The organism is Streptomyces sp. NRRL WC-3742 (genome assembly GCF_000720635.1).
In the GTDB taxonomy this organism is placed as follows: Bacteria; Actinomycetota; Actinomycetes; order Streptomycetales; family Streptomycetaceae; genus Kitasatospora.
On record NZ_JOCF01000042.1, the window covers coordinates 26,119 to 44,882 of the forward strand.

An 18,764-nucleotide genomic window follows, 5' to 3' on the forward strand; every position below is an offset into this window, starting at 1 on the left:
TGAGGCGGGTGACCACTCTCGAAGCCCGCCGTACGGCCCTCGTCCTGATCGACCTGATGGACCGGATCATCGCCAACCAGCTGGCGCCGCGCCCCGGTTCGGAGGTGCTGGCCGCCTCCCTCGGCCTCGCTCGCGCCTTCCGGGAGGCCGGCGGGCTGGTCGTCGCGGTGCGGGTCGAGCGGCCGAACGTCGCCGAACAGCCGCCCGGCAGCGACCTGGCGGCGGAGGTCGCCGCGGTGGCCGACGAGGTGGTCGTGAAGCGCACCATCGGCGGCTTCCACGGCACCGGGCTGCACGAACTGCTGACGGCACGGGAGGTGGACACCCTGGTGTTCGCCGGGATCGCGACCAACCTGGGCGTGGAATCCACCGCGCGGGTGGCCAGCGACCACGGCTACGAGGTGGTGTTCGTCGAGGACGCGATGGCGGCGCTCACGGCGGAGGAGCACCGGGCCTCGGTGGAGCTGGACTTCCCGCGCCTCGGCGAGGTCGTGGCGGCGGAGGAACTGCGGTTGGGGTGAGGCGGGGCAGCGGGGGGTGGGGCGGCCCGGAGATCGACCATCAGATTTCCGTACGTCCGGCCCAGGCGGATCATCACGGCGGTCGACAGCAGGTTGAGCACCAGCTTCTGCGCCGTGCCCGCCTTGAGACGGCTCGACCCGGCCAGCACCTCCGAGCCCACCACCACCTCGACGGCCAGCTCGGAAGCCTGCGCCAGGACCGAGCCACGGGTGCAGGCAAGAGCCACCGTCAGCGCACCCGCCGCGCGGGCGGCCCGCACGGCGGCCACCGCGTAGGGCGTCCACCCCGAGGCCGACACAGCCACCACCGTGTCGGCCGGGGTCGGGCGGAGAGCGGCGAGGTCGGCCTCTGCGAGGTCCGGGCGGTCCTCGGCACCCTCGGCCGCGGTGGTCAGGGCCGACGGCCCACCCGCGATCAGACCGACCACGAGCCCCGGATCGGTGCCGAACGTAGGCGGGCACTCAGAGGCATCCAGCACCCCCAGCCGCCCCGCCGTTCCCGCACCCACGTAGATCAGCCGCCCACCGGCCGCCATCCGAGCCGCAGCCGCATCGACCACGACGGCGATCCCCTCCAACTCGGCGCCCACGGCCAGTGGGACGGTGCGGTCCTCCGCGTTCATCAGCCGAAGCAGATCGAGCGTGGCCAACTCGTCGATGCCCACCCAGGCAGGGTGGACGGCCTCGGTGGCCGGAAGCGGCTCGGGGTTCTCCATGCCGTCACCGTCCCCGGACACGACGCGTCCGAACCAGCCCGAGGGTGGAGAGACGGGCGGCCGGGCTGGCGAAGGCGAGGGCGAGGGCGAACGGTTCGGGTTCCAGGCGGGGCCGAGGGAGGCGGCTCCCGCCCGGGCCGACCGGGGAGCGGGGTGTCAGGCCATCCAGAAGAAGACGGCCGTCATTCGGCGTTCCGGCAGCTCGACGCCGTAGTAACTCGTCGCGCTGTGGATGAGGTTGGCGTGGTAGAGCAGCAGTTGGTTGTACCGGTTGGGGACGCGGACGTCCTCGACGAAGTGGTCTGCGGGTACGCGCCGGGTGCCCAGCGCCTCGACCAGGTTGTTGTGCGGTGCGTCGACCAGGTTGCCCCCGAGGCGGCCGCCGGGGAACTGCTGGCGGTAGAAGCTGGTGCCGGCGTCCTTGGGGGCGCCCGGGCTGAGGTAGAGCACGGCGGCGTAGCGGCAGAGTGCGCGGGAGTCGGTGTGCGGACGGGACTCCGACTCTCCCGCGCCCACGAGTTGGATGCAGTTGTGGTTGAGCGTGCCGCCGCCCGGGGTGCTCTGGACCCAGAGGCGGGAGGCGCCGGTGGCCTTGCGGACCAGCGCCTCGACCCGGGTCAGCTCCTCGGGTTCCAGGCCGGGCATGGTGCGCAGGCCCGGCCACGTCTCGGGACGGTACGGGTAGCCCTCGGTCCAGTCCCCTCGCGCCAGGCAGCGTTCACGGACGGCGTCGGGGTCGGCCAGGACGTTGTCGAGGACCCAGTAGTCCCGGCCGCGGGTGGGCTTGCGGTAGGGCAGGACCGGCAGGGTGGCGGGACGCAGGGGCTGTGGGGGCATGGGCCGACGATAGGTCTGGTGTGCTTATAGCTTCTGCCGTGAACAGGTCAACCTTTCGTCAAGGCGGGCTATTGGGGGCCCGAGTGGTTGGTGGGGTCAGTCCGTGGGGCGGACGGCGAAGCCTCCGAGGGCACCCTCCAGTCGGTCGAAGGCCAGGACGGCTGACGGGCGCACCGCCGCGGTGATGGCGGGGTGCTCCTCCCCGGCCAGGATGCGGCGGAACACCTCGGTGAACACCGACCGGTCGACGGCGGCGAGCAGGGCAGCGGCGACCCGGCTCTCGAAGTCGACGTGGGGTGTGTCCGTGTGGGGTGTGTCGGTGTGGTTGGCGGTGGGTGTCGGGTGGGCGGCCTCCGCGAGCGCCTCGGCGAGGGCCGTCTCGCCCTGCTCGTGCAGCTCGCGGAGTCGGGCGAGGAGGGCGGGGCTGTCGGCGATCGTGCGGGCGAACGCCTGGTCGGCGAAGCCGAGTCGGGGGTCGTGTCGGTCGAGTGCGGAGAGGCAGTCGCGGCGCAGCGCGGCGAGCGCGGATTCGCCGGGCGTGCGGGCGGCCACCGCTCGTGCGGGTCGGCCGACGAGTTCCTCGTGAAGGTCCAGCAGCAGGTCCTCCTTGCGCGGGAAGTGGTTGGTGACGGTCATCTTGGCGACGCCGGCGGCGGTGGCGACCTCGGCGATGGTCGTCCGGTCGAAGCCCTGGTCGATGAAGAGCCTGGTTGCGACGTGCGAGATCGCCTCGCGGGTGCGGCGCTTGTTGAGCTCGCGGAGGTTGGGGGCGGCCGCGGTTCCGGGGGCGGATTCGGGGGCGGATTCGGGGCTGGGCTTCGTCATGGCGCGACCATAGCGCACTTCTCTGGGTCGAGCACACTATTTATGCTCGACCTAATTAATTGTCTTGACCTAATGACTGGGACCGTCCTAAGTTCTCCTCGGGTGGCCACCGTGGCCGCCGACCGAACCTCCTGGGAGGCCCCGATGTTGATCCAGCACCAGACCCGACTGCGCCTGCTCGCCGTGCACGCCCACCCCGACGACGAGTCCAGCAAGGGCGCGGCCACCCTGGCCCGCTATGCGGCCGAGGGGGTGGACGTCCTGGTCGCCACCTGCACGGGAGGCGAGCGCGGATCGGTGCTCAACCCGGCCATGGACACGCCCGAGGTCAGAGCGGATCTCGCCCGGATCCGGCGCCGGGAGATGGCCTCGGCCCGGGAGATCCTCGGCGTGCGACAGCGGTTCCTCGGCTTCGTCGACTCCGGGATGCCCGGCCCGGGCGAGCCCCTGCCCGAAGGCTGCTTCGCGGCCCAACCGGTGGAGGTCGCGGCCGGTCCACTGGTCGCGCTGATCCGGGAGTTCCGCCCGCAGGTGGTGATCACGTACGACGAGACGGGCGGCTATCCGCACCCCGACCACGTGATGACGCACCGGGTGACGCTCGAGGCCGTCGAGGCGGCGGCCGACGCCGCCCGGTACCGGGCGGCGGGGGAGCCCTGGCAGGTGGCGAAGCTGTACTACCACCTGGCTCTCTCGCGGGCCTGGTTCCAGACCCTGCACGACGCCATGACGGCCAGGGGCACGCCCTCGCCCATGGGCGAGCTGCTCGCCGGCTGGCCCGATACCCCGCCCGCCCTCGCCACCACCACGCGGATCGCCTGCGCCGAGCAGTTCGCCGTACGGGACGCGGCACTGCTGGCCCACGCCACCCAGGTGCAGGCGGGCGTCGCTTTCATGGCCCACCCCCGGGACCTCGAACGCGAGGTCTGGCCGACGGAGGACTACCACCTGGCCCGGAGCCTGGTGGCGGCGCCGGGCACTGGGGGCGGGCGGGTCGAGACGGACCTGTTCGAGGGGCTGCGCCCGGAGGGCACGGGCGAGAACAGTAAGGAGGGGAGTGGATGAACCGCCGTTCGATCGTCCCCCGGTCAGCACTGACCGTCGGCGAGGACGTAGTAACCCGGGCCGGTCTGCTTCAGGGTGTGGGTGACGAACACGTTCCACAGGCCCATGCTCTGGCCCGAGCCGAGTGCGTACGTCAGGCCCGAGCGCTGAGTGGCCCGGCCCGCCTGGACATGGCCGTAGTTGCTGTCGGTGAAGCACTGCGGCGCGCTGCCGCCGGTGGCGACCGTCACGGCCGGCGAGCGGGCGCCGGTGACTCCTGCCGAGTCCACGGCGGCCACGGCGTAGCCGTAGGCGGTGGCGGGGGAGAGGCCCGTGTCGGTGTAGGACGTGGCGGTGCTGCTGCCGATCGGGGAGCCGTCCCGGTAGACCTGGTAGGAGGAGGCTCCGCTGACGGCCTGCCAGCTGAGGGCGGCCGAGTCCTGTCCGACCGGGGTCGCGGTCAGCCCGGTCGGTGCCGGGAGGCCGGGGGTGCCAGGGCCGGCGCCGTCCAGTCCCCAGAAGAGCGAGGTGTAGTAGCTGGAGCAGATCGTGTCGAGGTAATAGGTGCCGGTCGCCCCGCACCGGTCGAGGCCCGTGCCGGGGTGGACGGCGAGTCCGTGGGCCATCCCGGGGATGGTGAACAGCGCCACGCCCGGCCGTCCGTTCGAGGCTGCGTAGTCCTCCTCCGTGGTGCCGCCCGGCAGGCTGTGGGTGCCGCTCGCCTGTTGGCCGAAGCCCTGGGCGTTCGTCCACTGATCGCGAAGCTCGGTCGCGTTCACCGGCTTCACCACGGTGTCGGCACTGCCTTGCCAGATCGCCACCCGGGGCCACGGCCCGGTGTAACCCGGGTACGCGGCCCGGACCTTGTCGCCCCACTGGGCGGGCGAGAAGCCTTGGTCGGAGTTCTGGCAGCTGCTCGCCGCCGCCTGGGTGGAGGCGCAGCGGGCGGGCAGGCCGGAGTCGATCGCCCCGCCGGCGAACACGTCGGGGTAATCGGCCAGCAGGTCGGCGGCCATCCCGCCGCCGGCCGAGAGGCCCGTGACGAACACCCGGTGGGCGTCCGAGCCGTACAGGGCTTCGGCCTTGGCGACCATCTCGGCCACCGACTCGGCCTCGCCGACGCCCCGGGCGTCCTTGGTCGTGTCGAACCAGCTGAAGCAGGAGAGGGGGTTGTTGGTGCTGTCGGTCTGCGGGAACACCACCGCGAAGCCGTAGCGGTCGGCGAAGGTGGTCCAGCCCGAGTTGCGGTAGTAGTCGGTGGCGCTCTGCGTGCAGCCGTGCAGGGCGACGACGAGGGGAGTGCCGGTGGGCAGGGCGGCGGGCGTGTAGGTGTACATCGCCAGATGGCCCGGATTGGCGCCGAATCCGGTCACCTGCTGGAAGGCGTCGGTGGCGTCGGTGGCTTCGGAGTTGGTGGCGTTGGCGGTGGTGGCGGTCGAGGGTTCGGCGGTGGTTGCGGAGGTCGGCGCGGGTGTGGCTGCGCCGATGGTGAGGGCGACGGCGGTCAGCAACGCGGCGGTGGCGGGGCGCAGCCGGGGCAGGGTGGAACACAGGGACATGGGGGCTCCTGGGTGGGGTCGGCGTGGGGGCCGATCCCTTGCAGGGTGGCGCGGGCCGCGGCCGGGAGCCATGTGACGGTGAGCCGGGGTCCTCCGCCCCGGAATGGTGCGGGCCGACATGGTCCGGTTTCGCGGTGCTTGGCCACTCGCCCTCCCGCAGGGGGCACTTGAGAGCGGCGGACGGTCAGGGCAGGTTGATCCCATGACGAACCATGAGATCGGTGACGACGGGCAGGGCACTGCGGAGGGCGGGGAGCCGCGCTCCCGGACGCACACCTGGACGGTGGGCCCGCCGCTGGCGGAGTACACCCATCTGACTGGAGAGGAGATTCTGCTGGAGATGATCGCCGGGCGGATTCAGGAGCCCGCGATCTGCAGCACGATGGACTTCCACGTGACCGAGGTGAAGCCGGGCATCGCGGTGTTCGAGGGCGAGCCGGGTGAGCACCTGTACAACCCGATGAACACCGTGCACGGCGGCTACCTGGCCACCCTGCTGGACTCGGCGCTCGGCTGCGCGGTGCTGAGCCGGCTTCCGGCGGGGGTCGGTTACACCACCACACAGCTCAACGTCCATATGCTGCGCCCGTTGTTCGCGGATTCGGGGCTGCTGCGGTGCGAGGGCGAGGTACTGCACCTGGGGCGGACGATGGCGACGGCGGAGGCCCGGGTGGTGGGTGTGGAGAACGGCAAGCTCTACGCCCACGGCACCACGACCTGCGCGATCCTGGCCCCGCGTCCGGCGGCCTGAGAGGGCGCCGGCTGTCGGGCCGGTTGTGAGGCCGGTTGTCGGGCCTGGTTGTCGGGCCGGACGCCCCGGCCCGTCAACCGGGCCCGAACGGCGCGGGTGGTGCCGTCGGTGCCGGTCAGAGGATGGCGAGGAGACCACAGAGAGCGAGGAGGCCGCAGATTCCGAAGTTGATCAACTTGTGCGAGAGGAAGACGGCAGCGAACTCGCGGATCGTCGCGCTGGGCCAGTAGTAGGCGGCGGTCGGGGAGCCGAAGACGTGGCCGTTGACCCCGGTCTTGCGGGCGAGGAGGGCCGCACGGAAGGCGTGGAAGTTGTTGGTGACCACCACGCAGCGGTAGTCGGGCTTGGCCTGCTCCATCAGGGCCCTGCTGAACAGCAGGTTCTCCTCGGTGGTGCGCGAGCGGTCCTCCCGTACGACGTGCTCGGCCGGGAAGCCTCGCTCGGTCAGGTAGTTCGCCATCGCGTGGGACTCCGGCAGCTTCTCGTCCGGGCCCTGGCCGCCCGAGGTGATCAGCACCGGCGGGTTGCCGCGGGCGGCCTGCTGCTCGTACACCTCCCGGCCCCGGTCGATCCGGCTGGCGAGCAGCGGCGGGACGCGCTCACCGCCGATCAGTCCGGAGCCGAGGACGACCACGAAGTCCACGTCCCGGCGCGGCCGGTGGCGGCCGTACAGGAAGGCGTAGCCGACGAAGCAGACGAACAGGAAGGAGATGTAGCCGACGACCAGGAGCGCGGTTCCGGCGAGGATGGCGAGGCGGGGCGAGCGGGTGGCGATGGCGGCGGCCATCAGGGCGAGCAGGGCGACGATGCCGAGCCCCGCGAGCAGTGACAGCAGGTTGGCGGGTCGGCGGCCCTCCTTGCGGATCATGGTGAGGCCGTTGGCGATCAGGAACCAGACCAGGGCGACCGTGCCGATGGCCGGGAGAAGCACGATCGCGACCGCCGCCAACTCCACGACCAGGGTGGGCGCGTGGCGCAGCTCGGCGAGCAGGGCGAGCGAGAGGAGGGAGACGGCGATGCCGAGCAGGACGGCGTTGCTGAACCGGCGGCGGTCTCGCAGGACCCCGATGCCGAACAACAGGAAGAAGAAGGCGGCAGGGAGGTAGGCGATCATGACTCGTATCGTAGGCGCAGCACGGTGGGTCCGAGTCGGGGTCACAGGCCAGGGGTCGTAAGTCGGGTGTCAGAGCCCGATGTTGAGGCCGAAGGCGGCGTCCAAGGAGGCGTAGCCGACGCAGAGGAGCAGCCAGCCGCCGAGTACGGAGGTGGCGGTGGCGGTGAACCGCCCGGCACGGCTGCGCCGTGCGCCCGGCACGGCTGCGCCGTGCGCCCGGCACGGCTGCGCCGTTCCCTGGGCCGGCGCAGCTGCCGGATGCCGTGGACGAGGGCGAGCAGGCCGAGCGCGGCCACTCCGTAGGCGCCGACGGCGCTGGCGCGGTGGAGGAGCTTGACGCCGTAGAAGGCCGCGGCGAGCGCGGCCGTGGTGAGCGCCATCGCGAGGGCGCCGCCGACGAGCTCGAGGAGCAGTTCGCCGAGGCAGCCGCCGGCCTTCCGGGCGACGAAGGTGATAGGGCCGACCTGCCCGCCGGGGACGGGGGTCGGGTCGCCCGGCTGATGGCCGGTCGGCTCGCCTTCGCCCGCCCCGGAGTGACCGGCACCTGAGGGACCGACACCTGAGAGACCGACATCGGGGTCGGCCGTGCCCGCCTGAGCGTCGCTCATGCCCCCGCCATTCTTTGCCTGCCCTTGACCTTCGGGTCATGGTAGCAGTGCTCTGGGGGCATTACCGCAGGTCGGGCCTGGTGGTCAGCGGCGTTCCGGCGGGAGGAGTGCGGGCGAGAGCCCGTCGAGGACGCGTTGGACGCAGAACTCGAAGCGGACGTCGGCAGTGTCGGAGCGGAGAACCCGGTGGAGCGGAGCCGGTCGAGCTTGTCCTCCATCAGGTCGAACATGCACGGGCCCGGGACGAGCCGACCGGAGATGACCTTGGCGGCGTCGCGGTTGTCGAGGAGCAGCCGGCGGTAGCGGTGGCAGCACTCGGCGAGTTGTTCGCGCCAGCCGCCCTCGCGGGGCGGGGGGCGGCCTTGGCCAGGACGGCGTCGTTGAGGAGGTCGAGCAGCTCCTCCTTGTTGCGGACGTGCCAGTACGGCGAGGCAGCCTTGACGCCCACCTCGGCGGCGATCTTGCGCATCGACCGTCCGGTGAGGCCGCCCCGCTCGAGCACGCGCAGCGCTGCCTGGGCGAGGGCGTCCCTGGTCAGGGCGGGTGTCGCGTGGTCATTCTCCGGCATGGCTGTTCGGACGCCTCCAGTGGTCGAGCGGATCGGTGCGGTGGCGCCGATCGTGCGGTGCGGCGCATCAACAGGGCCACGGCGGCTTCGCGGGTGAATCCGCAGGTAGGGAATTCGACCTGGTCGTGGCGCGGATGGTCCAGGGCGTCGGGGCCGCGCTGCTGACGCCCGCGAGCCTCAGTCTGCTCGGCCACGTCTTCACCGACGAGGCCGAACGGGCCAAGGCCATCGGCCTCTGGTCCGGGGTCTCCGCGCTCGGTGTCTCGGTCGGCCCGGTGATCGGCGGCCCGACGGTCGACCACCTCGGCTGGTCCAGCGTGTTCTGGATCAACGCGCCGATCGGCGTGGCCGGGGTGGTGCTCGCGGCCAAGGTCCTCCCCGAGATCCCGTCGCGCGCCCGGAAGATCGACTACGGCGGCTTCGTACTGTCCTCGGCTGGGCTGGGCCTGCTGGTCTACGCCCTGATCGAGGGCACCTCGCGCGGCTGGACCAGTGCCGTGGTGCTCGGCTGCGGCGCCGCCGGGGTTGTCCTGCTGGTCGCCTTCCTGGTGCTCGAACTGCGGTTGGCCGAACCGATGCTGGAGCTCGGGTGGTTCCGTGACGGCGGGCTCAGCGGGGCGCTGCTGGGCGCCTTCATGGTCAGCCGGATGACGGAGGAACTGACCTCCTCGCTGCACCGGCTGGGCGGCCCGCCGGAGGCCCTCGGCCCGATCGCGAACGCCCCACCGGCGGGGCCCACGGGGCAGGAGCCGCCACCGTGGCCCTGCCCTGCCCTGCCCTGCCCTGCCTGGCCCGGCCCGGTGCGGCAGGCGGTGGACGGGGCCTTCGTCGACGGCATCCATCTCGCCCTGCGCAGCGGCTCGGTGGCGCTGGCCGTCACCGCCGCCCTGGTCGCCGTCCTCCTCGGCCGGGCCACCCGCCCCCAGCCCAGCTCGCAGGAGTCCCGAACGGGGTCGGGCGGCGGCCACGCCTCGCCGCCCGACCCGGCGATCCGGCGACCCGGCGATCCGGCGACCCGGCGATCCGGCGATCCGGTGATCCGGTGATCCGGCGCGCACCTCAGTGGAAGCCGACCACCGACGCCTGGGCCGCGCGGGCGAGTTGGCGGCGGGCGCCCGCCCGGGTGGGCTGCGGTCCGGGTGGGGGAATGGGCGGACGGAAGGTCACCTCGGCGACGAGCCCGCGGACGGCGACCACCCGGGCGAGGGAGGTGAGCAGCCCGTCGTCCCCGATGAAGGCCGCGGCGTTGGTGGGCGTGCCGTCCTCCAGTCGGTAACGGATCGTCACCGGCTGGACGACGGCGCCCGCGTCCACCGCAGCCTGGAACAGCGCCGGGCGGAAGCGTCCGCTCTCCCGGCCGCACCAGGTCGACCCCTCGGGGAAGACGATCAGCGGACGCCCGGAGCGCAGCACCGCGGCCACCGCCGCCACGGTGTCGGGCAGGGTCCGCAGCCGGTCCCGGTCGAGGAAGACGGTGCCGCCCCAGGCGACCAGGTGCCCCAGCACCGGCCACCTGCGGACCTCGGTCTTGGCGAGGGAGCGCCCCGGCCGCCCGACCGCGAGCAGCGGGATGTCCAGCCAGGACACGTGGTTGGCGACCACCAGGGCCCCGCCGCTGCCGCCCGCCCCGCTGAGCCGCACCGTGACCCCGAGGCTGCGCAGCAGCACGCGCGCCCAGAGCCGGGTGAGCGGCGTCCGGGCCGCGTACGGCAGCAGCTTCACCGGCACGCTCAGCGCGACGCCCGTCAGGACGACCGCCACGCAGGAGGCCAGCCGCAGGACCCGCAGGGGGTGCGGTACCGCCGGAGCCTGCTCGCCGAGGCAGGTCTCCGGACGGCAGGGCGCGGTCGGCAGCCAGACGCTCACGGGACCGAGGGGGCCGAGGGAGCGGAGGAGCCGGACGTGCCGGAGGGCTGCGCCTGGGCCGCACCGGACAGGAAGTGCCGCAGGTAGCGCGGGTCGGTGCGCTTCAGCGACAGCAGCACGTACAGGTCGGCGCAGCCGAAGTCCGGGTCGTACGCGGGCTCGCCGCAGACCCAGGCCCCGAGCCGCAGGTAGCCGCGCAGCAGGGCGGGCAGCGCGCCGCGCTCGGCGCGCGGCACCCCGGTGGCGTCCCAGCGGCGGTGCGGGGTGACGCGGTACTCGTCGGGGGCGAGGTACTTGGCGCTGACGGTGTCCCAGACGCGGGCCGCCTCGGCGCCGCCGTCCGCGAGGTCGATCGAGCAGCAGCCGCCGACCCAGGTGTTGCCGGTGTCGACCAGGTAGCGGGCGATGCCGCCCCACATCAGGTTGATGACGGCGCCGTTGCCCCGGTGGTCGGGGTGGATGCAGGAGCGGCCGACCTCGACCAGGTCCGGGCGGATCGGGGCGAGGGCGGAGAGGTCGAACTCCCCGTCCGAGTAGAGCCGTCCGGCCCGCCGCGCGGCCTCCGGGCGCAGCAGCCGGTAGGTGCCGACCACCTCGCCGGTCTCCTGCTCGCGGACCAGCAGGTGGTCGCAGAACTCGTCGAAGGGGTCGATGTCGAGCCCGGAGAGCGGGCTGTTCAGGACGGCGCCGAGCTCGGCGGCGAAGACGCGGTGGCGCAGCCGCTGGGCGGCGCGGACGTCGTCCTCGTCGCGGGCGAGGGAGACGGTGTAGCCGGTCGGGGCGGGCTGGTGGCGCTGGGCCGGCACGGCCGGGACCGCCGGGGTCTCGTGGGTGGGGGCGACTGCGGTCGGAGCGTACGTGGGGACGGTGGTCATGGCGGACCCTCCAGGGCAGCACGATCGGCGGTGCCGTGGTCTCCCCAGGCACCGTCCCGGCTCGCAGGTGTCGGGCATGGTCGCGAACCGGTCCCCGTATGAATGTCCGAGCCGGTTGGCATCCACGTTGCGGCGCGGAGGAGCGCAGATGTGCAACTGCTGAATGGGACCACCCGTGGCCCGTACGCCATCTCCCGGGCACCGGACGGCCGTTCGGCATGGGTGGACAACGGGGGCGCGCACCTGTCATGCACGCCCCCGCACTCCTCCAGCCGCCCCCCCGACCGCTCTCCGGGGGCCACCGGTCGCCCCCCGGCGGCCCTCCGAGGGAGGCTCAGCCCGCGTGCCACCCCCGCGGGTCGATCCCGCCCGGCACCACCGCGGCCGGCCCGTACGGCTCACGGGTGAAGACGAACGAGCCGACGTCCAGGTGGCTGACCGCTCCGTCCGCGCCCCGGACGACCCTCAGCGTCTCGCCCGCGTAGTACCCCTCCAGCCCGAGCCAGGTGCCGTCGGCCTGCGGCTCGAACCGCGACTCCCGCCGCCCGCCCCCGAGCGGGCCGAGCTCCAGGAGGCGTCCGGCCCGCAGTCGCAGGGCCTGCGGTGCGGCGCCCCAGTACCAGGGCCCCGTGAGCGCCAGCAGCTCGTCGTCCGCGTCCGCCGTCTCGAGCGGGCGCCAGGGCTCGGGCAGCGGGGGCTCGTGCGTGGCGACGAGGCCGATCAGCTCGGCCGCCACCCGCGGGGTGTCGCCGGTGGTGGCGTTGGACAGGGCGTAGGCGGCCAGACCGTCCGCCTCGCTGATCCACAGGCCCGCCGTGAAGCCGGGCATCGAGCCGGAGTGCCCGTACAGCGTCCGGCCCTGGTGGCGGATCAGCGCCAGGCCCAGTCCGTACGCGGAGGCCCACTCCTCGTCCCCGGGGGCGACGCCTCGGCGGCGCATCTCGGCGAGAGTGGCGGAGGACAGCACCTTCTCGTCACCGGCGGTGAGGAAGGCCGCCCAGCGGGCCAGGTCGGCGCCGGTGGACCAGAGCTGGCCGGCCGGGGCCATCCGCCCGGTGTCGGTGAGGGGCTCGGGGAGCATGACGTCGGCCCACGGGTGGACGGCGAAGCCGCCCGCGTGCGGGGCCTCGGGCAGCAGGCTGGTGCGGTCCATGCCCAGCTGCTCCAGGACCTCGCGCCGCAGCACCTCGCCCCAGGGCTCGCCGCGCAGCTGCTCGACGAGGGCGCCGAGCAGCGCGAAGCCGGGGTTGGAGTAGTGGTGCAGCCGCCCGGCCGGGTGCTTGAGCGGGCGCTCGTCCTCCAGCAGGTCGCCGAGTCCGGGCCGCAGCGAGCCCTCCGTGCGCTCCCACCAGGGCCCGGGCGTCTCGGCGGCGAGCCCGGAGGAGTGCGAGAGCAACTGGGCGACGGTGACCCCGTCGGCGGGGGTGCCGGGCAGGTGGCGGCCCAGCGGGTCGGCGAGGTCGAGGAGGCCCTCGTCGCGCAGCCGCAGGACCAGCACGGCCACGAAGGTCTTGGTGATCGAGCCGATGCGGTACTGGACGTCAGGGGTCGGCGCGTGCCCGTCGATCATGCTGCGGGCGCCGCTCCAGACCGGCTGCCCGCCCCGCAGGACGCCGGCGACCAGGGAGGGGGTGCGGCCCTCGGACTGGGCGACGGCGATCCGGTGCAGCAGCGCGCGCTGGGTGGCCGGGAGCAGCTCGGCGGGCAGGTCGGTCTGATGATCGAAGTTCGGCATGCCGGCGACAGTAGCCGAGCCAGCATCCCGGCCTCAGCGAATAACTCCCGCGCCGGCCTCAGCGAATGACCCTGCCCCGGCCTCGGCGGGCAATCCGAGCCCGCGCCCCGGCCTCAGCGGGCAATCCGAGCCCCGTCCCGGCCTCAGCGGGCAATCCGAGCCCCGTCCCGGCCTCAGCGAATGAACAGCCGGCGAACGAACTCCCCGGGGCCGCGGCCCGGCAGCTCCGGCAGTTCGGGCCGGTGCACCCACGCCTCGAACAGCGACTCCAGCGGTTCCCGCGACGCCCCGGCGTACCGGGCGGTGTGCGTGACCAGGTCCTCGGTGGAGACCACGCCGTGCCGGTTCACGGCGGTCCAGTCCCGCAGCATCGCGAAGAAGGCGTCGTCGCCGAGGTGGTGGCGCAGCGCGTGCACCACCAGGCCCCCGCGCTGGTACAGCCGGTCGTCGAACATGAGCTTGCGCCCCGGGTCGCCGAGCCGCAGGTCCTGCGGCAGCGAGGCCAGCAGGGAGTGCGCGGCCGCCGCGTGGGTGGCCGCCGCCGGGCCACCGGCGTGCTCGGACCAGAGCCACTCCGCGTACTTGGCGAAGCCCTCGTTGAGCCAGATGTGCCGCCAGTTCGCGATGGTCACGCTGTTGCCGAACCACTGGTGCGCCAGCTCGTGGGCGATCAGCCGCTCGCGCTCCCAGCCGCCGCCCAGGTGGTTGGTGCCGAAGGTGGCGACGCCCTGCGCCTCCACCGGCACGTCCAGTTCCTCGTCGGCGAGGACCACCGTGTACTCGCCGAACGGGTACGGCCCGAAGACCTGGCCGAAGTACTCCATCATCTCCGGCTGCCGGGCGAAGTCCCGCGCGAAGTCGGCCGTCAGCCGCTCCGGCGCGTACCCGGTCTGCGGCACGGAGGGGCGCGCGGCCAGCGGCACCGGCCGGTAGGGCCCGATGGAGACCGTCACCAGGTACGGCGAGGTCGGCGCGCTCTGCTCGTACACCCAGGTGGTGCTGGAGGCCCGGGTCGTACGGGTGAGCAGCCGCCCGCTCGCCACCACGGTGAACGGCGAGGGCGTGGTCACCGCTATCTGGTACGTGGCCTTGTCGGCCGGCCGGTCGTTGCACGGGTACCAGGACGGCGCGCCGATCGGCTGGCTGGCCACCAGCGCGCCCTCCTCGAGCTCCTCCCAGCCCACGCCGCCCCAGGGGCTGCGCACCGGGCGCGGGTTGCCGGTGTAGTGCACCTCGACAGTGAAGGCCGCGCCCGCCGCCAGCGCCCGGGCCGGGCGGATGCGCAGCTTGCCGCCGCGGTGGGTGTACTTCGCGGCCTTGCCGTCGACCAGCACCCGGCCGATGCGGAACTCGGCGAGGTCGAGGGCGAAGGCGTCCAGCGCCGTGTCGGCCACTGCGCTGAGCCGGGCCGACCCGGCCAGCCGGTTGGGGCCGGGCCGGTAGTCCAGCGCGAGCTCGTACCGGTGCACCCGGAAGCGGTGGTCGCCGCTGTCGGGGAAGTACGGGTCCGGGGCGCCGGCGACGGCCGGGAGGTGCTTGGGCTTCACGGGGGCGTGCACTTCCTGGGGGCCGGCGCTCGTGGGGCCGGGACGGGTGGTCACGACGTGGTCTGCCACGCCTCGATGGGGTTGCCCAGCCACCGCGTGTCGGCGGGGACGGACTCGGCGCGCATCACCAGCGAGGCCGGGCCCAGGGTGCTGCGCGCGCCGACCGTGCTGCCGGGCAGCACGATCCCGCCCGGGCCCAGGGTGGCGCCCTCGCGGAGGACCACAGTATCCATCCGCATGATCCGGTCGTGGAAGAGGTGGGTCTGCACGACGCAGCCACGGTTGATGGTCGCGCCGTCACCGAGGGTGACCAGGTCCGCCTCCGGCAGCCAGTAGCTCTCGCACCACACGCCCCGGCCGACCTTGGCGCCGAGCGAGCGCAGCCACAGGTTCAGCACCGGCGTGCCCGGCACCGAGCCGACCAGCCACGGCACCGCCAGCACCTCGACGAAGGTGTCCGCCAGCTCGTTGCGCCACACGAAACCGCTCCACAGCGGGTGCTCCACCGCCCGGAACCGCCCGACCAGCAGCCACTTCGCCGCCACCGCGACCAGGCAGGCGACGGTTCCCGCCGCCAGCAGCACCAGGCCCGACAGCGCCGCGGCCAGCAGCGGGGAGGTGTCGGTGAGCCAGGTCAGCGCCGCCGCCGTCAGCAGGCCCAGGGCCCCCGAGGCGACCACGGGCACGACCCGCGTCACCTCGACCAGCCCGCGCGCCCACAGCAGCCGCGCCGGGGGCTCGTAGGTGAGGCTCTGGTCGGACTCGTCGGCCGAGCGCGGCAGCCGCACCGGGGGCATGCCCAGGTACGAGCCGCCCTTCTTCGCCTTCGCCGGGGTCGCCGACAGCACGCCCACCAGGCCCCGCTTGGGCACCGAGCGGCCCGGCGCCGTCATCCCCGAGTTGCCGAGGAACGCCCGCTCGCCGACCTTCGCCTCGCCCAGGCGCACCCAGCCGCCGCCCAGCTCGTACGGGGCCATCAGGGTGTCGTCCGCCAGGAACGCGCCGTCACCGACCGTGGTCAGGCTCGGCAGGGCCAGAACCGTGGAGACCTCCGCGTGCCGGCCGACCCGCATCCCCAGGGCCCGCAGCCACAGCGGGGTGACCAGCCCCGCGTACAGCGGGAACAGCACCTCCCGGGCCTGGTCCATCAGCTGGGTCACCGTCCACGCCTGCCAGCCGACCCGCCCGTGCAGCGGGTGCACGCCCGGCGTCAGCCCGCGGCTCAGCAGCCGCACCAGCACCACGAGCTGCGCCGCGTACACCGCGCCGTAGGCGAGGGTGGCGGGCAGCAGGCCCAGCATCGCGCCGCCCAGCGCCCCGCCGAGGTCCGTGCCCTGCTCGACGAAGCGGGAGAGCACCACCAGCGCGGCGAGCGCGGGCAGCACCGGCAGCGCGGCCAGCACCACGCCGCCGGCGCCGTACATCGCGGCCCAGTGGGCCCGGCGACGCGGGCGGGACTTCGGCCAGTTCCGCTCGGCGCGGCCGAGCTTGGCGGCGGGCGCGCCGCCCCAGCGCTGGCCGGTCGGCACCTGGCCGACGACGCTGGAGCCCGCCAGCACCTGGGCGCGCTTGCCGACCCTGGCGCCGGGCAGCAGCGTCGAACGGGTGCCGACGGTCGCGCCGGAGCCGACCTTCACCGCGCCGACCTCCAGCAGGTCGCCGTCCAGCCAGTAGCCGCACAGGTCCACCTCGGCCTCGACGGCGCAGCCCCGGCCCAGCTTGAGCAGGCCCGTGACCGGCGGCAGCGAGTGCAGGTCCACCTCGGGCGCCACCTTGCAGCCCAGCGCCCGCGCGTAGCGGGTCAGCCAGGCGCCGGACAGCCCGGTCGCGCCGCTCAGCTCGGCCAGCCGCTCGGCCGTCCACAGTCGCAGGTGCACGGACCCGCCGCGCGGGTGGGTGCCCGGGCGCAGGTCGCGCAGCAGCAGCCGCGCCCCGCCGGCGGCGATGGCCAGCCGACCGGCCGGGGTGTACAGGGCGAGCGCGCCCGCGCCGACCCACCACCAGGAGGCGGTGGGCGCCCACGGGAAGTCGCCCAGGTGGGTGAGCAGGTTGCCGGCGGCCAGCAGGGCGACCGTCCAGCGCAGGCCCACCACGGTGAACAGCGGGATCAGCAGGAGCAGCTGCAGCAGCTTGGCCCTGGTCGGCACCAGGGCGATCGTGCGCGCCTCGCCGCTCTCGGCGGCGGTGCTCTCCAGGTGCCGGGCGAGCTTGCGCAGCGTCGGGTGCTGGTAGACGTCCAGCACGGAGGCGTTCGGGTAGCGCGAGCGCAGCAGGGTGGTCAGCCGGGCGGCGGCCAGGCTGCCGCCGCCGATGGCGAAGAAGTCGTCGCGGGCGCCGCCGACCTGCACGCCGAGGATCTCGGACCACTGCTCGGCCAGCCACGCCTCGGTGCCGTACAGCTGCTCGGACGGGCCGGCGCTCTCCAGCTCCGGCAGCGGCCAGGGCAGCGCGGCCCGGTCGACCTTGCCGGAGGTGCGGGTGGGCAGGGTGTCCACGGGTGCGAGCAGCGGCACCAGGGCGGCGGGCAGCTCGGCGCGCAGCCGTTCCACGGCCAGCTCGCGGTCGAAGCCCTCCTGGGTCACCAGGTAGCCGACCAGCAGCTGGTTGCCGCCGCGCGCGGTGCGCACGGCCGCCGCCGCGCCGGCCACGCCGGGCAGGGCCTGAAGGGCCGCGTCGACCTCGCCCAGCTCGATGCGGCGCCCGCCGAGCTTGATCTGCTCGTCGGTACGGCCCAGGAACAGCAGCCCCTCCGGGTCGGCCTCGACGAGGTCGCCGCTGCGGTAGGCGCGCTCCCAGCCGAGCGAGGGTAGCGGCGCGTACTTCTCGGCGTCCTTCTCCGGGTCCAGGTAGCGGGCCATGCCGACGCCGCCGATCACCAGCTGTCCGGTGCCGCCGGGGGCCACGGGCACGCCCGCCTCGTCGACGACGGCGAGGTCCCAGCCGTCCAGCGGCAGGCCGATGCGCACCGGGCCCTCGCCGGTCAGCAGCGCCGCGCAGGCGACGACGGTCGCCTCGGTGGGGCCGTAGGTGTTCCACACCTCGCGGCCCTCGGTGACCAGGCGCTGCACCAGCTCGGGCGGGCACGCCTCGCCGCCGAAGATCAGCAGCCGGACCTCGTTGAGCGCCTCGGCCGGCCACAGCGCGGCCAGGGTGGGGACGGTGGAGACCACGGTGATCTCCTGCTCGGCCAGCCAGGGGCCCAGGTCCGCGCCGCTGCGCACCTGGGAGCGGGGCACGGGTACCAGGCAGGCGCCGTGGCGCCAGGCCAGCCACATCTCCTCGCAGGAGGCGTCGAAGGCCACGGACAGTCCGGCCATCACGCGGTCGCCGGGGCCGATCGGCTCCTCCTGGAGGAAGAGCGCGGCCTCGGCGTCCACGAAGGCCGCGGCGTTGCGGTGGGTGACCGCGACGCCCTTGGGCCTGCCGGTGGAGCCGGAGGTGAAGATGATCCAGGCGTCCTCGGCCGGGGTGGGGCGGCGCTCCAGGGCGGGCGCGCGCTCGCAGGTGACGGTCAGGGCGCGCTCGGCGCCGAGCACGGCGGCGACGGCGGCCTCGCCGAAGACCAGCTGGGCGCGCTCGTCCGGGTCCTCCGCGTCGACGGGGACGTAGGCGGCGCCTGCGGCGATCACGCCCAGGATGGAGACGTACAGGTCGTTGGTGCCGGAGGGCACCCGCACGCCCACCCGGTCGCCGACGCCGATCCCGGCGGCGGTCAGGCGGCGGCGCAGCTGCTCGACCTCGGCGGCCAGGGCCCGGTAGCTGAGCACGGTGCGCCCGTCGTCCAGCGCCGGCTCGTCGCCGTGGGCGCGTACGGTGGCGTCCAGGACGTCGACCAGGGTGCGCGGCTCGGCGGCCGGGCGGCCCCGGAAGAGGGCCTGTTTCGGTTCGGCCTCCAGCTCAGCCTGTGGTTCGGCCTGCTCGGTGTGCGGCACGGCCTGGGGCACGGCCTGCGGTGCGCTGTGCGGCGGCTGCGTGCTCTCGTGTGTCTGGCTCGGTTCGGTGGTCATGGCGGTCCGTGCTCCTCGTCCTCGCCCCGTCCCGATCGATGCCCGGCCCTTGGGGGCGGTGGGAGCACTCACCGGATCGGGTGACCCCACTCCAGGGCCGGAGCGGACAACCCGACCGATGGTAGACCCGTACGGCCTTGGTTGCAGAGGGTGACACTCGGCCCAACTGGGCCTTCCGTGGCCGAATCTGA

General features: G+C 73.9%; 16 protein-coding genes and 2 pseudogenes. 5 read left to right on the forward strand and 13 right to left on the reverse strand.

From position 1 onward, the window contains the following. Positions 1–8: 8 nt before the first annotated feature. Positions 9–512: pseudogene (locus IH61_RS0122920) on the forward strand (isochorismatase family protein); the annotation flags it as partial. On the opposite strand, the gene IH61_RS44770 reads toward IH61_RS0122920, so the two are convergent. The 3 genes from IH61_RS44770 to IH61_RS0122930 all read right to left on the reverse strand — a co-directional run bounded on the left by IH61_RS44770 (position 395) and on the right by IH61_RS0122930 (position 2,899). Then, positions 395–1,237: an N-acetylmuramic acid 6-phosphate etherase gene (locus IH61_RS44770; RefSeq protein ID WP_078911330.1), complete on the reverse strand. Its 843-nt coding sequence runs from the start codon at positions 1,235–1,237 to the stop codon at positions 395–397. The pseudogene IH61_RS0122920 and the gene IH61_RS44770 overlap by 118 nt on opposite strands. Before the next feature lie 156 nt (positions 1,238–1,393). After that, positions 1,394–2,074 (reverse strand): DUF6445 family protein, encoded by a 681-nt coding sequence (locus IH61_RS0122925; protein WP_031072771.1) that lies wholly within the window; start codon positions 2,072–2,074, stop codon positions 1,394–1,396. A gap of 96 nt (positions 2,075–2,170) precedes the next feature. Then, positions 2,171–2,899, reverse strand: coding sequence for a TetR/AcrR family transcriptional regulator (locus tag IH61_RS0122930; protein ID WP_078911321.1), 729 nt, complete (start codon positions 2,897–2,899; stop codon positions 2,171–2,173). A 144-nt stretch (positions 2,900–3,043) separates the two neighbouring features. Here IH61_RS0122930 and mca point away from each other — a divergent pair, with 144 nt between their 5' ends. Then, positions 3,044–3,964 (forward strand): mycothiol conjugate amidase Mca, encoded by a 921-nt coding sequence (gene mca, locus IH61_RS0122935; RefSeq protein ID WP_031072776.1) that lies wholly within the window; start codon positions 3,044–3,046, stop codon positions 3,962–3,964. 23 nt (positions 3,965–3,987) lie between these two features. Here mca and IH61_RS0122940 read toward each other — a convergent pair whose 3' ends face one another. Beyond that, the gene (locus IH61_RS0122940) at positions 3,988–5,502 is read right to left on the reverse strand and encodes an alpha/beta hydrolase family esterase (RefSeq protein ID WP_078911322.1); all 1,515 of its coding nucleotides are present in this window, start codon (positions 5,500–5,502) and stop codon (positions 3,988–3,990) included. A gap of 202 nt (positions 5,503–5,704) precedes the next feature. Between IH61_RS0122940 and IH61_RS0122945 the strand changes: the two genes are divergently transcribed. Beyond that, a complete protein-coding gene (locus tag IH61_RS0122945) occupies positions 5,705–6,253 on the forward strand; it encodes a PaaI family thioesterase (RefSeq protein ID WP_051837730.1) in 549 nt (182 codons plus the stop codon). Between the two features lie 115 nt (positions 6,254–6,368). Here the strand turns inward: IH61_RS0122945 and IH61_RS0122950 are convergent, their stop codons facing one another. Together IH61_RS0122950 and IH61_RS49645 are read right to left on the reverse strand one after the other, a co-directional pair. After that, a complete protein-coding gene (locus IH61_RS0122950; RefSeq protein WP_031072783.1) occupies positions 6,369–7,367 on the reverse strand; it encodes a YdcF family protein in 999 nt (332 codons plus the stop codon). A gap of 69 nt (positions 7,368–7,436) precedes the next feature. Further along, positions 7,437–7,568 carry a hypothetical protein gene (locus IH61_RS49645; protein WP_267884047.1) on the reverse strand — a complete coding sequence of 44 codons (132 nt, stop codon included), beginning with the start codon at positions 7,566–7,568 and terminating at the stop codon, positions 7,437–7,439. Between the two features lie 62 nt (positions 7,569–7,630). Between IH61_RS49645 and IH61_RS46150 the strand changes: the two genes are divergently transcribed. Beyond that, positions 7,631–7,915: a hypothetical protein gene (locus tag IH61_RS46150; RefSeq protein ID WP_031072785.1), complete on the forward strand. Its 285-nt coding sequence runs from the start codon at positions 7,631–7,633 to the stop codon at positions 7,913–7,915. A gap of 56 nt (positions 7,916–7,971) precedes the next feature. Here IH61_RS46150 and IH61_RS50345 read toward each other — a convergent pair whose 3' ends face one another. Together IH61_RS50345 and IH61_RS50350 are read right to left on the reverse strand one after the other, a co-directional pair. Then, on the reverse strand, positions 7,972–8,397 hold the full coding sequence (locus IH61_RS50345; protein ID WP_078911324.1) for a TetR/AcrR family transcriptional regulator C-terminal domain-containing protein: 426 nt from the start codon (positions 8,395–8,397) through the stop codon (positions 7,972–7,974). Next, positions 8,376–8,543: pseudogene (locus IH61_RS50350) on the reverse strand (TetR/AcrR family transcriptional regulator); the annotation flags it as partial. The gene IH61_RS50345 and the pseudogene IH61_RS50350, both read right to left, overlap by 22 nt. 125 nt (positions 8,544–8,668) lie before the next feature. On the opposite strand from IH61_RS50350, the gene IH61_RS43125 reads away from it, so the two are divergent. Further along, the gene (locus tag IH61_RS43125; RefSeq protein ID WP_267884048.1) at positions 8,669–9,589 is read left to right on the forward strand and encodes an MFS transporter; all 921 of its coding nucleotides are present in this window, start codon (positions 8,669–8,671) and stop codon (positions 9,587–9,589) included. Between the two features lie 13 nt (positions 9,590–9,602). Here IH61_RS43125 and IH61_RS0122975 read toward each other — a convergent pair whose 3' ends face one another. The 5 genes from IH61_RS0122975 to IH61_RS0122995 form a co-directional block, all read right to left on the reverse strand. After that, a complete protein-coding gene (locus tag IH61_RS0122975; RefSeq protein ID WP_031072791.1) occupies positions 9,603–10,409 on the reverse strand; it encodes a lysophospholipid acyltransferase family protein in 807 nt (268 codons plus the stop codon). Beyond that, entirely contained in the window at positions 10,406–11,284 is an 879-nt protein-coding gene (locus IH61_RS0122980; RefSeq protein ID WP_051837731.1) for a GNAT family N-acetyltransferase, read from the reverse strand. Before IH61_RS0122980 ends, IH61_RS0122975 begins: the two co-directional genes overlap by 4 nt. A gap of 334 nt (positions 11,285–11,618) precedes the next feature. Further along, the gene (locus IH61_RS0122985; protein WP_031072795.1) at positions 11,619–13,019 is read right to left on the reverse strand and encodes a serine hydrolase domain-containing protein; all 1,401 of its coding nucleotides are present in this window, start codon (positions 13,017–13,019) and stop codon (positions 11,619–11,621) included. 173 nt (positions 13,020–13,192) lie between these two features. Then, positions 13,193–14,566, reverse strand: coding sequence for a M1 family metallopeptidase (locus IH61_RS41260; RefSeq protein WP_051837750.1), 1,374 nt, complete (start codon positions 14,564–14,566; stop codon positions 13,193–13,195). A gap of 50 nt (positions 14,567–14,616) precedes the next feature. Further along, positions 14,617–18,573, reverse strand: a complete 3,957-nt coding sequence (locus tag IH61_RS0122995; protein ID WP_078911325.1) for a Pls/PosA family non-ribosomal peptide synthetase — start codon at positions 18,571–18,573, stop codon at positions 14,617–14,619. Between the last annotated feature and the right edge of the window lie 191 nt (positions 18,574–18,764).